Annotated in this window: 19 protein-coding genes; 3 read left to right on the forward strand and 16 right to left on the reverse strand. The window is 35.6% G+C overall.

Annotation, left to right across the window (positions count from 1 at the left end; all coding sequences use genetic code 11):
* Window positions 1-31: 31 nt before the first annotated feature.
* The 13 genes from sstT to MHI40_RS13940 all read right to left on the reverse strand — a co-directional run bounded on the left by sstT (window position 32) and on the right by MHI40_RS13940 (window position 11,040).
* Window positions 32-1,270, reverse strand: coding sequence for a serine/threonine transporter SstT (sstT, locus tag MHI40_RS13880; RefSeq protein ID WP_340764525.1), 1,239 nt, complete (start codon window positions 1,268-1,270; stop codon window positions 32-34).
* Window positions 1,271-1,512: 242 nt separating this feature from the next.
* Window positions 1,513-2,001 (reverse strand): gamma-type small acid-soluble spore protein, encoded by a 489-nt coding sequence (locus MHI40_RS13885; RefSeq protein WP_340763118.1) that lies wholly within the window; start codon window positions 1,999-2,001, stop codon window positions 1,513-1,515.
* A gap of 156 nt (window positions 2,002-2,157) precedes the next feature.
* Window positions 2,158-2,556 carry a hypothetical protein gene (locus MHI40_RS13890; RefSeq protein ID WP_340763119.1) on the reverse strand — a complete coding sequence of 133 codons (399 nt, stop codon included), beginning with the start codon at window positions 2,554-2,556 and terminating at the stop codon, window positions 2,158-2,160.
* A gap of 301 nt (window positions 2,557-2,857) precedes the next feature.
* Entirely contained in the window at window positions 2,858-3,661 is an 804-nt protein-coding gene (locus MHI40_RS13895) for an ABC transporter ATP-binding protein (RefSeq protein ID WP_340763120.1), read from the reverse strand.
* A complete protein-coding gene (locus tag MHI40_RS13900; protein ID WP_340763122.1) occupies window positions 3,661-4,698 on the reverse strand; it encodes a FecCD family ABC transporter permease in 1,038 nt (345 codons plus the stop codon). The genes MHI40_RS13895 and MHI40_RS13900 overlap by 1 nt, the downstream gene beginning before the upstream one ends.
* Window positions 4,695-5,735 (reverse strand): FecCD family ABC transporter permease, encoded by a 1,041-nt coding sequence (locus tag MHI40_RS13905; protein WP_093537707.1) that lies wholly within the window; start codon window positions 5,733-5,735, stop codon window positions 4,695-4,697. The genes MHI40_RS13900 and MHI40_RS13905 overlap by 4 nt, the downstream gene beginning before the upstream one ends.
* Window positions 5,728-6,786 carry an iron-siderophore ABC transporter substrate-binding protein gene (locus MHI40_RS13910; protein ID WP_340763123.1) on the reverse strand — a complete coding sequence of 353 codons (1,059 nt, stop codon included), beginning with the start codon at window positions 6,784-6,786 and terminating at the stop codon, window positions 5,728-5,730. Before MHI40_RS13910 ends, MHI40_RS13905 begins: the two co-directional genes overlap by 8 nt.
* Window positions 6,787-7,271: 485 nt before the next feature.
* Complete coding sequence (locus MHI40_RS13915) at window positions 7,272-8,279, reverse strand: HAAS signaling domain-containing protein (RefSeq protein WP_340763124.1); 1,008 nt, start codon at window positions 8,277-8,279, stop codon at window positions 7,272-7,274.
* Window positions 8,266-8,613 (reverse strand): PadR family transcriptional regulator, encoded by a 348-nt coding sequence (locus MHI40_RS13920; protein WP_093537704.1) that lies wholly within the window; start codon window positions 8,611-8,613, stop codon window positions 8,266-8,268. The genes MHI40_RS13915 and MHI40_RS13920 overlap by 14 nt, the downstream gene beginning before the upstream one ends.
* Window positions 8,614-8,815: 202 nt before the next feature.
* The gene (locus MHI40_RS13925) at window positions 8,816-9,820 is read right to left on the reverse strand and encodes an LLM class flavin-dependent oxidoreductase (protein ID WP_340763125.1); all 1,005 of its coding nucleotides are present in this window, start codon (window positions 9,818-9,820) and stop codon (window positions 8,816-8,818) included.
* A gap of 15 nt (window positions 9,821-9,835) precedes the next feature.
* Entirely contained in the window at window positions 9,836-10,120 is a 285-nt protein-coding gene (locus tag MHI40_RS13930; protein WP_340764527.1) for a DUF3219 family protein, read from the reverse strand.
* A gap of 87 nt (window positions 10,121-10,207) precedes the next feature.
* Window positions 10,208-10,684, reverse strand: coding sequence for a hypothetical protein (locus MHI40_RS13935; protein ID WP_340763126.1), 477 nt, complete (start codon window positions 10,682-10,684; stop codon window positions 10,208-10,210).
* Window positions 10,685-10,872: 188 nt separating this feature from the next.
* Window positions 10,873-11,040, reverse strand: a complete 168-nt coding sequence (locus MHI40_RS13940; protein WP_340763128.1) for a hypothetical protein — start codon at window positions 11,038-11,040, stop codon at window positions 10,873-10,875.
* 484 nt (window positions 11,041-11,524) lie between these two features.
* Between MHI40_RS13940 and MHI40_RS13945 the strand changes: the two genes are divergently transcribed.
* Together MHI40_RS13945 and MHI40_RS13950 are read left to right on the forward strand one after the other, a co-directional pair.
* The gene (locus MHI40_RS13945) at window positions 11,525-12,109 is read left to right on the forward strand and encodes a 2OG-Fe(II) oxygenase (protein WP_093537820.1); all 585 of its coding nucleotides are present in this window, start codon (window positions 11,525-11,527) and stop codon (window positions 12,107-12,109) included.
* Between the two features lie 299 nt (window positions 12,110-12,408).
* Window positions 12,409-12,669, forward strand: a complete 261-nt coding sequence (locus tag MHI40_RS13950; RefSeq protein WP_340763129.1) for a hypothetical protein — start codon at window positions 12,409-12,411, stop codon at window positions 12,667-12,669.
* A gap of 127 nt (window positions 12,670-12,796) precedes the next feature.
* Here MHI40_RS13950 and MHI40_RS13955 read toward each other — a convergent pair whose 3' ends face one another.
* Complete coding sequence (locus MHI40_RS13955) at window positions 12,797-14,893, reverse strand: HelD family protein (RefSeq protein WP_340763130.1); 2,097 nt, start codon at window positions 14,891-14,893, stop codon at window positions 12,797-12,799.
* 360 nt (window positions 14,894-15,253) lie between these two features.
* Between MHI40_RS13955 and MHI40_RS13965 the strand changes: the two genes are divergently transcribed.
* Window positions 15,254-15,430, forward strand: coding sequence for a hypothetical protein (locus MHI40_RS13965; protein ID WP_175496292.1), 177 nt, complete (start codon window positions 15,254-15,256; stop codon window positions 15,428-15,430).
* A 76-nt stretch (window positions 15,431-15,506) separates the two neighbouring features.
* On the opposite strand, the gene MHI40_RS13970 is transcribed toward MHI40_RS13965, so the two are convergent.
* Entirely contained in the window at window positions 15,507-15,845 is a 339-nt protein-coding gene (locus MHI40_RS13970; protein WP_340763131.1) for a nucleotide pyrophosphohydrolase, read from the reverse strand.
* Window positions 15,838-17,484, reverse strand: coding sequence for a DUF2075 domain-containing protein (locus tag MHI40_RS13975; RefSeq protein ID WP_340763132.1), 1,647 nt, complete (start codon window positions 17,482-17,484; stop codon window positions 15,838-15,840). Before MHI40_RS13975 ends, MHI40_RS13970 begins: the two co-directional genes overlap by 8 nt.
* Between the last annotated feature and the right edge of the window lie 18 nt (window positions 17,485-17,502).

Genomic DNA, 17,502 nt, shown 5'->3' on the forward strand with positions numbered 1-17,502 from the left:
ATCGTGGCTTTTTAGATTTAATTATATAGTTTTAAGAATTCACACTAACTACTTTAGTTTTACCTTCTCTACGCTCTTTCGCATGCTGAGCTGTAGCCGTGAACAATACATCAGATGAAGAATTCAAAGCAGTTTCGCAAGAATCTTGTATAACACCAATGATAAACCCAACCCCAACTACTTGCATAGCAATGTCATTTGGAATGCCAAATAAATTACATGCTAATGGGATAAGTAGCAATGATCCCCCTGCAACACCTGATGCACCTGCTGCAGAGACAGCTGCAACGACAATAAGCATAAGAGCAGTCACAAAATCTACTTCAACACCTAATGTATTTACAGTTGCTAGAGTTAGAACAGCAATAGTCACTGCTGCGCCAGCCATGTTAATAGTAGCACCTAGAGGAATTGATACTGCATAAGTATCCTCATCTAATCCAAGTTTTTCACATAGTTTCATATTTACTGGAATATTTGCTGCGGAACTACGTGTAAAGAACGCCGTAATACCACTTTCTCTTAAAACCATTAGAACAATTGGATAAGGATTTTTTCTCGTATAGATATACACAATTATTGGATTCACTACAAGTGCGATAAACACCATACACCCAACTAATATTAATAGTAATCTACCATAATCAGCTAAAGCCGAAAGACCACTTGTTACAATTGCATCAAATACAAGCCCCATAATACCAAGTGGTGCTAAATTGATCACCCATTGTACTATTTTAGTGATAGCATCCGAAAAATTACCTAACATATCTTTTGTATGTTGATTTGCATTTTTTAGTGCAAAGCCAAGAACAATCGCCCACATTAATATCCCTAAATAGTTAGCATTTACTACTGCATCAATTGGATTAGCAACTAGGTTAAATAGTAAGGTCTCAATAACTTCAGCAATACCTTCAGGGGGAGTTAGTTCTTCTACTCCTGTTGTAAGCGTTAGTGTAACTGGGAATAGAAAACTTGCTACTACAGCCACTGCTCCGGCAAGTAATGTACCAATAGCATAAAGGCCAAGAATTGATTTCATATTCGTCTTTTTACCACTCTTATGTACAGCAATTGCGTGCATTACTATAAATAATACTAATATCGGCGCAACTGCTTTTAATGCTCCGACAAACAAAGAGCCAAAAATAGAAATCCAACTTGCGCCAGTTGGAACGGCTAAAGCTAAGATAACACCGACAATAATACCGATAACAATCCTTTTTACTAAACTCATTTGATTCCATTTAGCTAATAAATTCTTCATCATACTATCCCCCATAGTTTTCTCCCTTTAGAAAGAAATACAAAATTCAATTTCCCCATTAAAATAATATGTACTTATTTTAACTTTAAGTAGACTGATATTTTATTTTAGCACAAATTTTTAGAATCTTGCATTGTTATTTTTTGTTACAACTTTTTGAGCTTCTTTTGTAAACCAGGTATTTTTAAACCAATAAAAAATGACGGGAGTGTTTAGGCTCCCATCAAAATTTTAGTTATATATTATTTCTTAAAATTATTTGCGTTTTGTTGTGCTTTACTGTTAGCTTGAGCATTTTGTTGTTTCACTTCTTGCACATTTGTTTGACGCTCTTTTGATACGCCAAATTCCGATCCAAATTCGCTAGACATGTTTTGAGATCCAGCTTGTCCTGCTTTTTGATTTGCTTGAGCATTTTGTTGTCTCACTTCTTGGGCATTTGTTTGACGTTCTTTTGATACGCCAAATTCTGATCCAAATTCGCTAGACATGTTTTGAGATCCAGCTTGTCCTGCTTTTTGATTTGCTTGAGCATTTTGTTGTCTCACTTCTTGGGCATTTGTTTGACGTTCTGAGGATACCCCAAATTCTGATCCAAATTCAAACTTGTTTTGTGAAGCACCTTGTCCATTTTGTTGCGCTTTTTGATTTGCTTGAGCATTTTGCTTTCTAACTTCTTCTGCATTTGTTTGAGCTGCATTCGGAACGTTATTGTTATTGTTGTTTGCCATTGTTCTTCACCTCCAAAAATTATGATTGCCATAACGGAGGTAATTATTATTAGCAAATATTGGATATGTTAATTTACATTAACAATACATTCTCTTTCATGTTCCGGTAATAATATGTAACAATGTATAAAAAATTTTCCTTCACGGGAGGATTGGTTAAGCTTCTATACCTAAAGAGGAATATCCATTTTCCATGATCTTCTGCACATTGCTTAGTTCATTTGCAAACAAAGTAAATGCCTCCTCATCATGTTGATCGAGTGATTCATTCACTTTAAAATTCAAATGCATCATTTTTAACTCTAAATCCATAAGGGAGCAAATTCTGCCTTCGTTACTAAGCTCTTCAATATCATCCACTTGAATAAGAAATTGAAACTCTCCATTAACAGTCACCAAAAAATGCCACCTAAGAGAATCATCGTACTTTTGCTCATCTATTATCGTCCATACATCACTTGGATGGAACTCAATTATATGTTTATGCTTTTGTCCTGGACAGCAACAGCTTACTTCATGCTGAAACATTTCTAGTATTATAAAATTTTCATTCATAAGATGTTCCTCCCTCGTTATTGGTTTGCACTGAAAGACCTTGTTCATACAATACGGTTCTTTGTATTATCTTAAAGCGGAAATTAAATGATAATGAGAATCACTTTCATTTACTATTGTATAGGATGATTATTGACCTCGTCAATTCATTTAATAGATAACCTTTAAAATTGATGAATCATTAAGAAAACAAAAAAGACCAGAAGTTAGTTCTTCTGGTCTTCTCACTTATATTTAAATTACATCATTTCGAAAATGAGGATGAACAAAACATCGTCATAAGGACTGTTCACTCGTAAATTTAACTTTTTACATGGTAGCGGCCTTTAGGTATAACTAAAGGTGTATCGGAAATTGGATCTTGGATCACAACACAATTCAAGTCAAAAATAGATTTTACTAAGTCACTTGTTATGATGTCCGAAGGTTTTCCTTCTGCGACAAGCTCACCTTTATGGAGCGCAAAGATATAATCTGCATAACGAGCAGATAGGTTGATATCATGCAGCACCATAACGATGGTAGTCCCATATTTTTCATTAAGGCTTGTTAGTAAATCTAAAATTTCTACTTGATAGGTGATATCTAGAAATGTTGTTGGTTCATCTAGTAGTAAAATATCCGTTTGCTGTGCAAGAGCCATGGCTATCCAAACTCGCTGCCTTTGACCACCGGATAGCTCGTCAATATCAAGATTAGCAAACTCCGTGATGTTCATAAAATCCATTGCTTCCTCAACTGCCTCATAGTCCTTCATAGACCATCCACTAAACAAGGATTGATGTGGAAACCTTCCTCTTCCAACTAAATCGGCAACTGTAATTCCTTCCGGTACAACAGGTGATTGCGGAAGAATACCTAATATCCGTGCTAATTGCTTAGGTGGGTATTTGTTTATCGCTTTTCCGTCAAGCGTTACATCACCTTCTGTTGGCTTTATGAGCTTTGCTATCGTTTTAAGAAGTGTAGATTTTCCACAACCATTTGCACCAATAATTACACTTATTTTATTTTTAGGTATTTCAAGGTCAATTCCTTGAATAATTGTTTTATTGTCATAGCCGGAAAACAATTTATCGGCTCGAAAACTGTGTGTGTTCCCCATTACAATTCTCCTTTTTGGTTCATACGGATTAGTAAATATATTAAGTATGGTGCCCCTAGTAATCCTGTGATAACACCTACAGGAAATCTATACTCAAATGCAAATTGTCCAATAAGATCGGCAATTAGAACAAGATTGACCCCTACTAACCCTGCTGGAAGAATATTAGATGAGCTAACACCAACTAGTCGATTTGCGATTGGCCCTGCTAAAAATGATACAAAAGCAATTGGTCCCGTTGTTGCTGTAGCAATTGCAATCATAAAGACAGAACTGACTATTAGAATAATCCGTAGTCTATCGGTTGAAACACCTAGGGAAGAAGCCATTTGCTCACCAAGCTCTAAAATGCCTAATTGCTTCCCAAATATAATAATTATTGGCGTGAAAAGTAATACAACGATTATTAATGGAGGCAACTCACTCATCTTGGAGCCATTCAAACTGCCTCCAAGCCATCTGATTGCTCCAGCTATATCTTGTTGAGCACTCTTCAGGAGTAAAAAAGAAATGACAGCATCTAACATAGCTTGAATCGCAATACCGATAATGATTATGCGACCGATGGAAAATGTTCCCCCGCGAGCTAATAAATACATAACAATTACCGTTGCTAAACCACCAATGACGGCTGCAATAGATATAGTCGAGTTGCTCGTATGCAATACAGTTATACAAAATACTGCTGCTACACTTGAGCCCGATGTAATCCCCAAAATATTTGGATTTGCTAATGGATTTCGCAGCATCGTTTGGAAGACATAGCCTCCAACACCAAAAGCAAATCCTGCAAATACCCCTGCGAGCATTCGTGGAAGTCGAATTGTATTCACCGCAAAATTGGCTCCAGAAATCTCTTCGCCCAATAGGGTCCGCACAACAATATGTACTGGATAAATTGTATTGCCGAGCAGCAACATAGCAGAACTAAGTACTACAGCTAAAATGACGAGGAGCGTCGTAACAAAAAGCCATCGCAGTCTTCTCTGACGCATCCCTTGCATAATAAAATTAACTTCAACAGATTGATTTTTCATAATGACCGCACTTTCGATTTCTTAGCTAATATGATAAGTATAGGTGCACCAATAAACGCAGTTAGAATACCAACTTCAAGCTCTCCTGGACTAGCAATCAGTCGGCCAACAACATCTGAAAACGTCAAAATGATGGCCCCTGCTAATGCCGACATCGGTATTAAAAAGCGTAAATCTGGTCCAATAACAAAACGCATAGCGTGTGTTGCCAACAGACCGATAAATCCAATTGGACCTGCTAAAGCAGTAGCAGCTCCACACAAAACAACTCCGGCAATGATGGCAAAAGCACGTAATATACCAGGGCGTACTCCTAAACTAGTCGCAACATCATCCCCTAAGGCTAATGCATTTAAAGCAGGTGCGGAAATAAACGCTATTAAAAGCCCAACGATAAGAAACGGGAGGAAAATCTTGATAGAATCCCAATTTCCTGATCCAACGCTTCCCACCTGCCAAAATCTAAACTGATCCTGAGCATAAGCGCTTGGAATAATAATTGCGGTGACAAGCGAAGAAAGAGCTGCACTAGTTGCAGCTCCTGCTAGGAGTAACTTAATAGGCGTAGCACCACCACGCCCCATGGAACCAATTCCAAACACGAAAACTGCTGTAATGCTCGCTCCGATTAAAGCTAACCAAATATATTCCCCTGCTGTTGTGATGTTAAAAAGTGTAATACCTATTACAACAAATAACGTGGCACCTGTGTTCACCCCTAAAATACTAGGGTCTGCTAATGGATTACGTGTTACGGCTTGCATCAACACACCTGCAATTCCTAAAGCAACACCACAGCACAAACTAAAGACCGTGCGGGAAATTCGTTTGCGCACTACGTTGGCTCCATAAGAATCTTGGTTTGTATAAAATAAGCCGTCCATCAGCTCTTGATAACTTACAACTCTTGCCCCTAACATAAGCGAGGAGACGATGCTAACAATCAACAAGATGATTGCAATCACCAAAATGAGCGTAAAATGCTTTGGCAAATGTAAATCTAATTGCTTCTTTTTGGAATCAGTGGTGCTATTCATTGATCTTGTCTATAGCTCCTCCGATGAGTTCTAAATACTCGTCAATCGTATACGCGATTGAAAGTGGGTTTGGAGTTCCTGCAGCTACTAATGGTGTATCACTTGTGATAAATGCTACAGAACCTCTTTCAACAGCCGGAATTTTACCAAGTAAAGGATCTGCTTTAATGGTATTGTATAATTCCTCATCACCATATCCTACGATAATATCTGCATCAAACAACGCTTCTACATTTTCCGCACTCAAGTTTAACGAATAACTTTTTGGATCTGTGATTAATGATGAAATACTTTCAGGAGCCGTTAGCCCTAATTCTTCTAAAAATGCTACACGTGAATCCACTGGTGTATAAATGTGTAATTGCGATAAATCCTGCGCAGAGAAATTCACCCAAACAACTTTTTTACCTTCGATTTGTGGATAAGCGCTTAATTTTTCAGCGATTAAATTTTCCGTATCTTTAATCAGTTGTTCGCCTTCTTCTTTCATCCCCATACCTGCCGCATTCAATTCAACCTGCTCGCGCCATGTAGTAGTCCATGCTGATGTTGGATATGCTACAACTGGTGCAATTTGTGTTAATGTTTCATATTCTTCTTCTGTAATACCTGAGTATGCAGCAAGGATTACGTCTGGATTTGCATCTGAAATTGCTTCAAAATCTAACCCATCTGTATCTTGAAACACGTTTGGATCTGTAGCCCCAAGTTCATCTAATTTTTCTTTTGTCCATGGTAGTAAACCACTATCATCTTGAACGCCAAAGTTTGCTGCTGAAAAACCAACTGGCACAACACCAAGCGCTAAAGAGATATCATGGTTTGCCCATTGTATAGTTACAATACGCTCGGGTTTGCTTTCAAGTACTGCCTCTCCTAAAGCGTGTTTAATTGTCATTGGGTATTCTGTTTCTGCTGCTGTTTCAGTTGAAGTATCTGAATCCTTTTTATCTACTTCTTCAGTTGTTGAATCATCTGAACATCCTACTAATACTAAAACTGCAAAAAAAGCCATTGCAAGCATTAGTAATAAAGATTTCTTGTTTTGCATATGTAACCCTTCCTCTTCTATAAAATTATCAACTCTTATTAAAAAGTATAATTTCTATTAATACGTAAATATAATTATATGCAATGAAATAAGACTGATTATCATTCTCATTTAAATTTAATGTTATTTTAAACTCCTGTCAATATATATTTTTAGATAATTTTTAATAATAAATATCTCCAGTTGCTTTTTAAGCTTTAACAATATTATCTTTATGAAATGTATTTCCCCTTAAATAACGTTCCATCAAAAAAACCTCCAAATATAATAATTTGAAGGTTTGAAACGCGGGGTCTTAGATGCTATTTTTAACTGGAATAACGCACACCTTTTTTTAATTCTCCTTGTTCTTCACAAAAAAGTAAGCAGTAATCCATGTAGGACAAAGAAAAAAAGCATCCTTATAGATGGATGCCTGTAGCTAGTTGTCGCTACGTGAATGTTCCTTACTTATGTGAGCGTTACTACAAATAACCACATTCCTGTTATTTCGTATTTGCTTTTCTAAATCCTTGTACGATATCTAGAATGCTTAAAAATAACCAAAATACAATTAAAATGATGATAAATAAGTTTTTAAGCTCAAATGATAACTGCCACAAATCCTCTAAATACATATAGAATTCTTCATTTATAAGTTGATCATTACTAATAACGATGATAAATACTATGGTAGAAACTATATTTCTTACCGTATTCATAATTGCCAATTTAGATGTCCATTGACGAAGGATGAGTTTATAAAATACAAAAGCAATTTCTATTATTAACGCAACTATTACAATTAGCCAATACGAATGTAATACTTCCTGATTAAATGTAGGGGTGATTAATTCTATTTTGCCTTGTACTTTTTCATAAACACCTAGTAAATGACCAGCATTAAAGTAAACTGAAATAAAAATAGCAATCCACAACAGGTGACCAAATATATCTCCAGTGGAAATTTTCTTCTCTTTCGAAATAAGCGATATGCTTTTTAAATCATCAGGTGTCCATTCTGTCCAACCCGGTGTGAGTGGTGATTTGCTTTTTGAAGTATCCTTGCGTTCCAAAATGGCAAAAACGAGCGTAATCCAAAAGAATGTCTCCATTGCTGCACTGAACATACCCCAAATACCATGACCTAGGATCAAAATGATTACATTAATAATTCCGTTAACAATGTCTTCTTCCCCACTATAAGAAATGACATTTTCCACAACAATAACTAAAAATGCGAGTATCGCCACGATTGGTATCACGATTTTCAAAAGAGTCATGTACGTATCAAAGTATCTAGGACCTATTAAATACATCGGTCGATCTGAGTATTCACTAGCAAGTGATGCTGGGTTTCCTAGATTTCCTAGAACCTCTTTTACTTCTTTCTCTGCGTATTTTTCTGGGAGCATATCTTCAATAGTTGACCTTAATTCAAGTGCAATATCATCACGACTTTTTTCAGGAAGTCTGCGTGTCACTTCCTGTATATATATATCAATCAGGTTCATTTTCAACATCTCCTTTTAATAAGTTTTGAAGTTCCTTCGTAGATTTTTCCCATTCGGCTTTTAACTGCTCCAAAATTTCAATTCCATATTCGCTTAATACATAATACTTTCTCGGTCTACTTTCCGTTGTATCCCAGCTGCTCTCGACTAATTCCTGTTTTTCTAAGCGCCGTAGCAAAGGGTATAAAGTGCTTTGCTCAATAGAAACACTCGACTTTTCTAGTAATTGCACCAAAGAGTATCCATATTGAGGTGTTCTTAGCTGGCTCAATACAGCAAGTGTCAATGTTCCTCTACGTAACTCAGTTATTAATGAACTTAACAATTTTTCCATGTTTCACCTCACTACCGTATACTATGTGTCGTACACTATCTTATACTAGGTATCATACACTATTATTTAATTTACAGCAATATACTAACTCAACTAACGAAAAAATGCCCGTGAAGTTTATAAACTTCACGGGCATTTTCATCATCATTTGGCAATACATCTTCATGTGTTTAACTTAACCTAGGGTGTGCGCTGTCCCTGGTTAATCATTAATAAGTAATTCATTTGCTATTAGTCTATAGGAGTTTCTTCTGGCTTCAGCAGAATATGTAATGGTACTAAGCATAATTTCATCTGCTTTATAGGAAGCTTGCAAGTCGATTAATTTCTCTTTTACTTCCTGTGGATTACCGCTGATTATATTCTCTTTCATATTATCAAGTGTAACTTTTTCTCGGTCATCCCATTTATATTGCTTTGCCTCTTCAATAGATGGAATACCTTTGTGCCCTTCCCCTTTTGCTTTCTGCAATTCCCATATAAGCGAACTTAACAATAACTCATTCGCTTTATCCGTTGTTTCTGCACAAATAACAGAAACAGTTATCATCACTTGCGCTGTTTGTCCTTGTTTCCGAGGAGTGAAAGCATCTAGATATTCCTGAATAATGGACGGTCCATCATTGTCACTCATAAATTGCCCAAATGTATAGGCCATCCCATTTTCTGCAGCGAGCAAAGCACTTTTTTTACTAGTCCCTAGAAGCCATGGAACTGGTGCTACTAACGGAATGGGAGACGCGGAAATTTTCGAGTACTCGTGTTCAGCAGGAAAATCATCATCTAGGAAATGCAGTAAATCCTTCACTAAACTAGGCATCTTATAAACATTTTGCAAATAATTATCCGATAAAGCATTGGTTGCTTCAGCTGATCCTCCCGGTGCACGTCCTATACCTACATCGATACGATTAGGAAATAATGTAGCAAGTGTATTATAAATTTCTGCCACTTTGAACGGTTTATAATGAGGCAATAACACAGCTCCCGAGCCGATTCGAATTGTACTAGTATTTGCTCCAATATAACTTAAAATCACTTCTGGAACCGAACTTGCTAAGCCAGGTAAATCATGATGTTCCGTAACCCAATAGCGAGTATACCCTAACGCCTCTCCAACTTGTGCTAACTTCAACGAATCCTTTAAAGCCTCTTGAGCTGTTTGATTGGATGAAATCGGCGATTGATCCAGAATACTTAACTTCATCTTTAAGCCCCCTTCTTATATCTCCGTCTCCAGCAAAGTCAATTTATATTCGCCCACTTGCCCTTGCTCATATAAGTTAGTAATGGAAGTTGAGTAATTCCTAATAGTTCCCCGGAAAAATAATAATTCGTCTGGAACAGTAACTTCAAAAGTACACTTATACAATAAAGTCGCAATATCATGATAATCTTCACTTGTTACGTCAAACACTATTGAAATTTGGTGTAAACCATTTACTTTTTCTTGTTCATAATGATTTACTTTTATTAACCTATTATCTAAAATTATTTCCTTTACCATTCTATCTTCAGATCTTTCGCTCATGTCCGTTACCTCCGAATGTAAGTATTGGATTTAGTGTACCATCTTCGAAGGGATTTTGAATGGTCAACGATTCGTATGGTCAATGCTTATTATAGGTTGATTTTCACTTAGTACATCAATAAAATAATCGGAGGCTATGTACAAGTGATGTTCCAGCTGGGAATCTTCCGATGTTGGTAAAGAAAGGTCAATATTCTTATACCAAGATTTGAAACTCGAATTTTCTATTTTGTAAAAGGTGGGATCGTATGGGAACTTTTGCAATCCCGCGGAATCCCTTTCTTCTCGTAATTTACCAATAAGGAATTCAATATCACCTCGAGTCCATTCCTTAAGAATACGGAAATGACGAATGGCATAAAAACTAAAATCATATTGCTTGTAGATGAATTTGAATTTCTCTTCACTATTGAACGCTGTAAAGATTAACACAAAGTCTTCCCCGTCATATTGCAAAGACACTAAGTTCATTTGTACTTTAAAACGATCAAATGGATTTTCCTTCAGTGGTTCCCAAATGATTAATTTACCAGTCTCCAAATTATATTTCCCCCTCACATATAATTTATCTTACGTTCAGGCAGACCTAATGGGTGTTCACTATTACTGTTAGAATATGATAATAGGATAGAGAATCGGTAGTTAGACTGTAATACAATTTAAGCACCATTTCCCTGCAGATAGATCAGGAAAGAGGTGCTTTTTATTCGAAAAATTCTTTATGTAAATTACAGTGAATCGGTATCAGCCTTCACTGCAATTATCTTTAATTCATTGCCATACTCTAGAGATACAGTTTTTCTAGCTTGAATAGAAGTTCTTGCTGTCACCGGTATCGATTGCATTTTGCCATTTACTTCGGCCTCCACTATAAAACACTTTGCACCGCATTTCATGTGTATCCCCCCTTATATACTCTACTTTTGTTAATTTATTTAGCATTGGTTTTCTAACTACTACACATCGCCTAGGGACTACAACTGTCCAGTAAATCAGTATCCAAACGCATCATAAGAAACCTGAATATTATTATTAAATTATATCATTCATACCTATTAGATTTATTCAGTAAAGCCTTATCTTCCATCCACTTCGCCTGATTTTCACGTTTCCCTCAATATTTAAAAAATCACTCGTTAGATTATTCTCATATTTGCGATATATAAAAATAGTATGATAAAATATATTGAAATTAATTCCAGAAAGGAGCATAAGTAAATTCCTTTTAATTCAAATATTTAAAGGAAAAGTTAACCGTTAGCATTATATTCTCACATAATAACTTACTAGCTTTGAAAATTTAATAGTCTAAGAGGAGATTTGCACTTGATAACGGACAACAAAGAGCAAACTATATTCGATCACGTTGGCAACAAAATAATGACAGATAGAGAGATTGACATAGTCACTCGTTTAGAGGAACCACTAATAGTGCTATTGGGTAATGTGTTAAGTAATGAAGAGTGCGAGGAACTAATCAGGTTGTCTAAGGACAAATTGAACCGTTCCAAAATTGGAGCGTCACGAGAAGTAAATGAACTGAGAACAAGTAGTAGTATGTTTTTCGAAGAAAGTGAAAATGAAATTGTTGCGAGAGTTGAAAAAAGAGTCTCCTCTATCATGAACATACCTATAGAACACGGAGAAGGCCTTCAAATACTCCAATATACACCCGGTCAAGAGTATAGAGCTCATAATGATTTCTTTTCATCCACTAGTAAAGCAGCAAACAATAATAGAATCAGTACACTTGTTATGTACTTAAATGATGTAGAAGAAGGTGGAGAAACTTACTTCCCTAAACTAAATTTTTCAGTAACACCCAAAAAAGGGATGGCCGTTTACTTCGAGTATTTTTATAATGATCAAAATATAAACGATTTAACTTTACATGGTGGAGCACCAGTTATAACAGGTGAGAAGTGGGTCGCAACCCAATGGATGAGAAAACAAAAAGTAAGATGAAATAGTGTTTCTTTAAATGAACAGCAGTTAAGGATTATTATTCCGACTATTTAAGCAAACTATTAAACAGTCTGAATAGTTATTCTTGTTGGAAATACCGTTCTAAATTAATAATAACCTAGATATAATATATGATTTGATAGAAAAGCCTTCTAATTCATCCTTATCCTTTGAATTAGAAGGTTTTTAGCTGCCATAAAAATGCTAGACAAAGTTTGATAAAATTTACGTTAAAGAAAAAGGGATTATTGCTCCTTACTCGAATGGTTACATAGGTGTTAAAAAGGAGGAAGTTTGAAATGATGAAAATAATTAAAGGTAAGTTTGATACTGCAAAAGTATTTACAGAAAATATTGATGACGTGACAATGGAACAGATTAAATCATTTTTAGATCAACAATTTGTAACAGGTGCCAATGTTCGCATTATGCCAGACTGCCATGCAGGAAAAGGGGCAGTTATTGGTACTACCATGATAATAAAAAACAAAATTGCTCCTAATCCTTTTAGCAAAGATATATGTAAATCACAAGATTCACTTTTGTTTGAATTAACATGAATGTTTCTACACAAGGACATGGTTTTAAAAAGTTACAGTTTCTCCAAGAAGACCAACTACTCACGCTAAAATAACGCAAAAAAGAGGTCCTCTAACATCTCATAGAGTAATCCTCTTCCAACATCTATTATTTACTTTCATAAAATCCTTCTGGAATTCCTTGAATTAATGGTGATGCTTCACCAGAATAGAAAATACGTAAATCGTGGAGAGACCTCGTGCAGCCTACATATAATAATTTGGCATCATACTTTGAATCTTTATAGTGAGTTGCATCCACATCGATAAGTAGCACTGCATCAAATTCCAACCCTTTAGCTAAATACACCGGTACGACTGAAATACCACCTGCGTATTTACTTTGATTTGCTTCAATGACGTTCGCATTAATCCCTGCAGTTAGTAACTTTTCATGTATCGAACGGCATTCAGCATCTGTTCTACCTATAATCGCAATCGTCTTGAGATTTCCTTTTCCTAAATCTTGTAATACCTTCACGATTTCGGTATTTTGATCATCCGTAGCAATCACTTTCACTTTTTCACCACTACGAAAAACTGGTGTTGCAAGACCTACTGGAACTTCAGCATGCTTAATGACCTCATTTGCAAATTCAATAATTTCCTTTGTCGAACGATAGCTTCTCGTCAGTTCATAATAACCCGTTTCTTGAAACAATTCTTTAAAGTCATTCCAGTCCTCAATACCTTGATAATTATAAATTGCCTGAGACAAATCGCCCAAAATGGTAAAAGAATTTCCCAGTGTAATCTCTTTTAAAAGATAAATTTGAAATGGCGAAAAGTCTTGTGCTTCATCGATGACAACATGATGAAATTTTTGTTTGCCCTCAATTCCTATTAATTGGTGATGAATATAGAGGAGTGGTGCTAAATCTTCTACATTTACTTCTTTCTTTTGGCAATTCTTTTCTGTTTCTCGTACAAGCCCTTCTGGCAGTAGTTCTACTATTTCTTTTCGTTTCATCAAGGATGTATAAAACGATAAAGCGCTTATTTTCGGCCAAAACTTCATATATGCATTTAATCTTATATTAGCCTCTTTTTTCAGTAGCTTTTTCTCATTGGTTCCTTCGACCTTTTTAAGCTCTATCTCTATCCAACGCTTGATTCGTGCAACTAATCGTTCCCTGCGCTTTGTTAATGGATAATGCTTATATTCAACCAATAACCACTTCTTAATTTCATCTACTGTTATCTCAGCTTGATCCCAAAGTTCGAGATTCGTTGTTGGTACTAGATTTTCTTCAAATTGAATGAGACTTCTTTCAATAAATGACTTAAACTTGATTGACCCCTTCAATTTATCAAGCATCACTTTATTATTGTCACGATTAATTGAAAAAGCTTCTTTTAACTTTTCTTCTGGTTGTTTTAATTTCACCGCATTATCTAAGAGACGTAACGCCCACTCTGGAAAAGTAGTTTGTTTAATATTACCTACTCCCAGTTCAGGAAGTACACCCGAAATATAGTCTAAAAACAAACTGTTTGGTGCGAATATGATCATTCTATCTGCTTGTAGCTGTTCACGATATTCATAGATTAAAAAAGCAAGGCGATGTAAAGCGACAGTTGTTTTCCCACTCCCTGCAACACCTTGGATCAATAACGGTATATTTTTCTCAGCTCGGATAATTTCATTTTGCTCAGATTGTATCGTTGAAACGATATCTTTTAATTTATTATCTTTATTTTCACCTAATCGGTATAAGAGAAATTCGTCTGTCAGGGATACATCTTCACTACCTTTTATATACGTATCTACCACACGCTCTAGTTCTCTTTTACGAATGGCTATGTTTCTTTTTAAATAGACTTCTCCTTCTACCAATCCATCAGGAGATTGATAAAAAGCCAGTTCTTCTCCACCATTGAAGGAATAAAACATACTCGCAACTGGTGCACGCCAATCAATCACTATTGGTTTCTTGGCTGCCTCATCCGAAACACCGACTTTCCCAATATATAATGGATTTGGCTCTAAATGGCTATCCTCCCTAAAATCTAACCGACCAAAGTATGGCTCCTGTACACCAATTCGTAAGTTTTGCCGATTTAACTCCCTCATACTCTCAAGAACTTGCTCGGTATAGTTATCCCCGTGATAAACTGGAATACTTTCTAGCTTGTGTATTCGGTCATCCAGTTTAGATAAAACTTCTTGCAAACTCTTTAATTCCTCTTCATATATAGTGTCCATTATGATACTCCCCCCTAAACTTTCTAAAATTTCAGTCGAGTTATAATTGTATAAAATATGTATATAAAAAGTCAATTGTTCCCTATGTTAGAAACAAACGTGGAATTTACAAAGTTTACGTTTGATTGATACTCAGTGAAACTAGGTAAAAGCCACTACACTGAAGAAAAACCCCTAGAGTCCCGAATGACTTCTCCACAGGATATTTCTCTTCATTATTAGTTAATTTTTGATGTAAAGTATTTATCCGCTAACTCTTCCTTCATCTTCTCTAAGTTCTTTTCAACAGCCTCTTCACTCGTTTTCCACTGGCATCCTTCTCTTGTTTATTTCATATAATATGGAAAAGGAGGTTTTTTAATGTTACCAGCTATACTATTACAGCTTGCTTACCTATTTATTTTCATATGGTCAGTAGCAATGCTAGTGCAAGACTTTCAAGGAACACATAAGAATTGGTTAACCGTATTGTTACACATCTCTGTTGCAATCGTTTCACTAAACTACTTACTGGTTTCTCTTGGCATAAGTATCTAACCATTAAATAAGCCATGCTTACCTACGTGTAAGCATGGCTCATTTTTTTGAGGTGATGGGTCATGGAATACTCTTACTAAAATTCTGTATATTTTTTATTACTCCCGAATGACTTCTCCACAGGATATTTCTCATCATTTTTAGTTAATTTTTTATGTACTGCGCTCACAACATCAATATTAGTTTCATTAGCAAACAAAAGTGCATAAGTTATTATATCTGCTAACTCTTCCTTCATTTTCTCTAAGTTCTTTTCAACAGCCTCTTCACTCGTTTTCCACTGAAAAAGTTCCAATAGCTCACTAGCCTCAAGTGATAATGATAATGCTAAATCTTTAGGGTTATGGAATTGATGCCAGTTGCGTTCGTCTCTGAATTGCAGAATTTTTTCGCTTAGTTGCTCAAGTTCACTCATGTGTTTCACCTGCTTTTTGATATTCTAATAATTTGTTTCGTAATGCATCATCACTTGTATAAATGTATAGTCCTTTGATTCCACGCTTCATTAGAATATTGATGGAGTTAAGAACGATTTTTTCTTTTGCTTCATTTACATTGGCAATGCCTTCTGTACCTGTATAAGCACCTTTATCCATATACTTACTTGTATCAATGACAATTTCATCTTTAGCTGTATCATACTTAACAGATGGCCCGAGCACCACACCAACGTAATTTAAATCGAAACCTTGAATTGTATAAATAGAGCCAGCCTCGTGTACCGTTTCTGGTTTTTCAGCCCAGGTATATTTCGTACTTGTAGTATTCCAAGGCATCTTGTACTCACCATTTGACTCGTTCACATAATAGGTACCACCATCTTTTTTATGTAAGTAATCAAATGTTGAAACCACTCGACTTAGCCCAAATTCATTGTTTTGGACCTTTATTTTTTCATGCATATCTTCCATTGTCTCAAACACTTTGAATTCATAGTTCATGTCCTTAGGTATTGGCAATAATTGCTTATGTTTGAAAGCATTAATCCAGTTAATAACATCATCATTGGCTTGCATACGGAACTGGTTGGTTAACTGATACTCTTCATGATAAGTACTTTTCCTTTTTAATTGCTCTAGGGCTGCTGCCCCCCATAAGCTTTTCAATTTCAGAACCTGACTTTGGTCGTAAATAATGACAACTACTTTTGCTAATTTTAATAGCTCCTCCAAATGATTGTTTCCATGGAAGTTATTATACGTATCTGGCTTTGTAAGCAATAAATGAGCTTCGTCTACAAAAATGATGTCGGACTTTTTATTCTGTTTTTGCAGAGAATTAATTAAAGGTGTCGGCTTAGCAAAATTCTTCCCTTTTAAATGCTTCACCTGTTTCGCAATGCCTTTATACGTCTTAAACATCTCTTCATGATTTACAGCTAAATAATTTTCTGTTTGATAAAGTGGTGAAGAAGCTTCTTCTGTCCGCTCTTGAATCGTATTAAAAATAGAGCTTAAAACAACGCTTTTTCCTACTCCAGCTTCCCCTTCAATCACTAATAAACTGCCATATTCTTCTGTATTTACTTTTACTTGTTTCTCACAAAACTCAAGTACTTTTTCTTTTAATTCGATTTGTTCTAAGGATAATTCCTTGAATGGCGACAATTTAAAAATATCTTTATTTTCGATTGTATGTAGCTCATGATTAACTAGTTTTTGGTCATATAATTTTTGCCAAAGTTCTATAAATAATTGTTGATCATAGTATGACTTGTTGTAGTAATTGTGGGTAAAATCGCTAGCCGTTTTACTTTTGTTCTGTAACGTATACTTTTCATCACCAAGGAAGTAATTAATAAGCTTCGTTTCCAAATGAAACGTTGCCGAACGATTAAACTTTTCGTGCTTAATCAGATTAATTTGATCGATGTTTTTCCGTGCTTTTAAATGTGCTTTCATACGGTTTTTGAAATACACTGTCTCGCCGATATAAGCTTCCTTATTCCCATTTAGCACATAAATAACGGGGTAATTTAAGTATTGTTCTGTGTTGTTTATTTGACTAATGCTTTCTTGTTTGAATGGCCATGATATTACTTCTATTGCTGACAACGTCCCCCCTACTTTCTA

This window comes from Psychrobacillus sp. FSL H8-0510 (assembly GCF_038008345.1).
Lineage (GTDB): Bacteria > Bacillota > Bacilli > Bacillales_A > Planococcaceae > Psychrobacillus > Psychrobacillus psychrotolerans.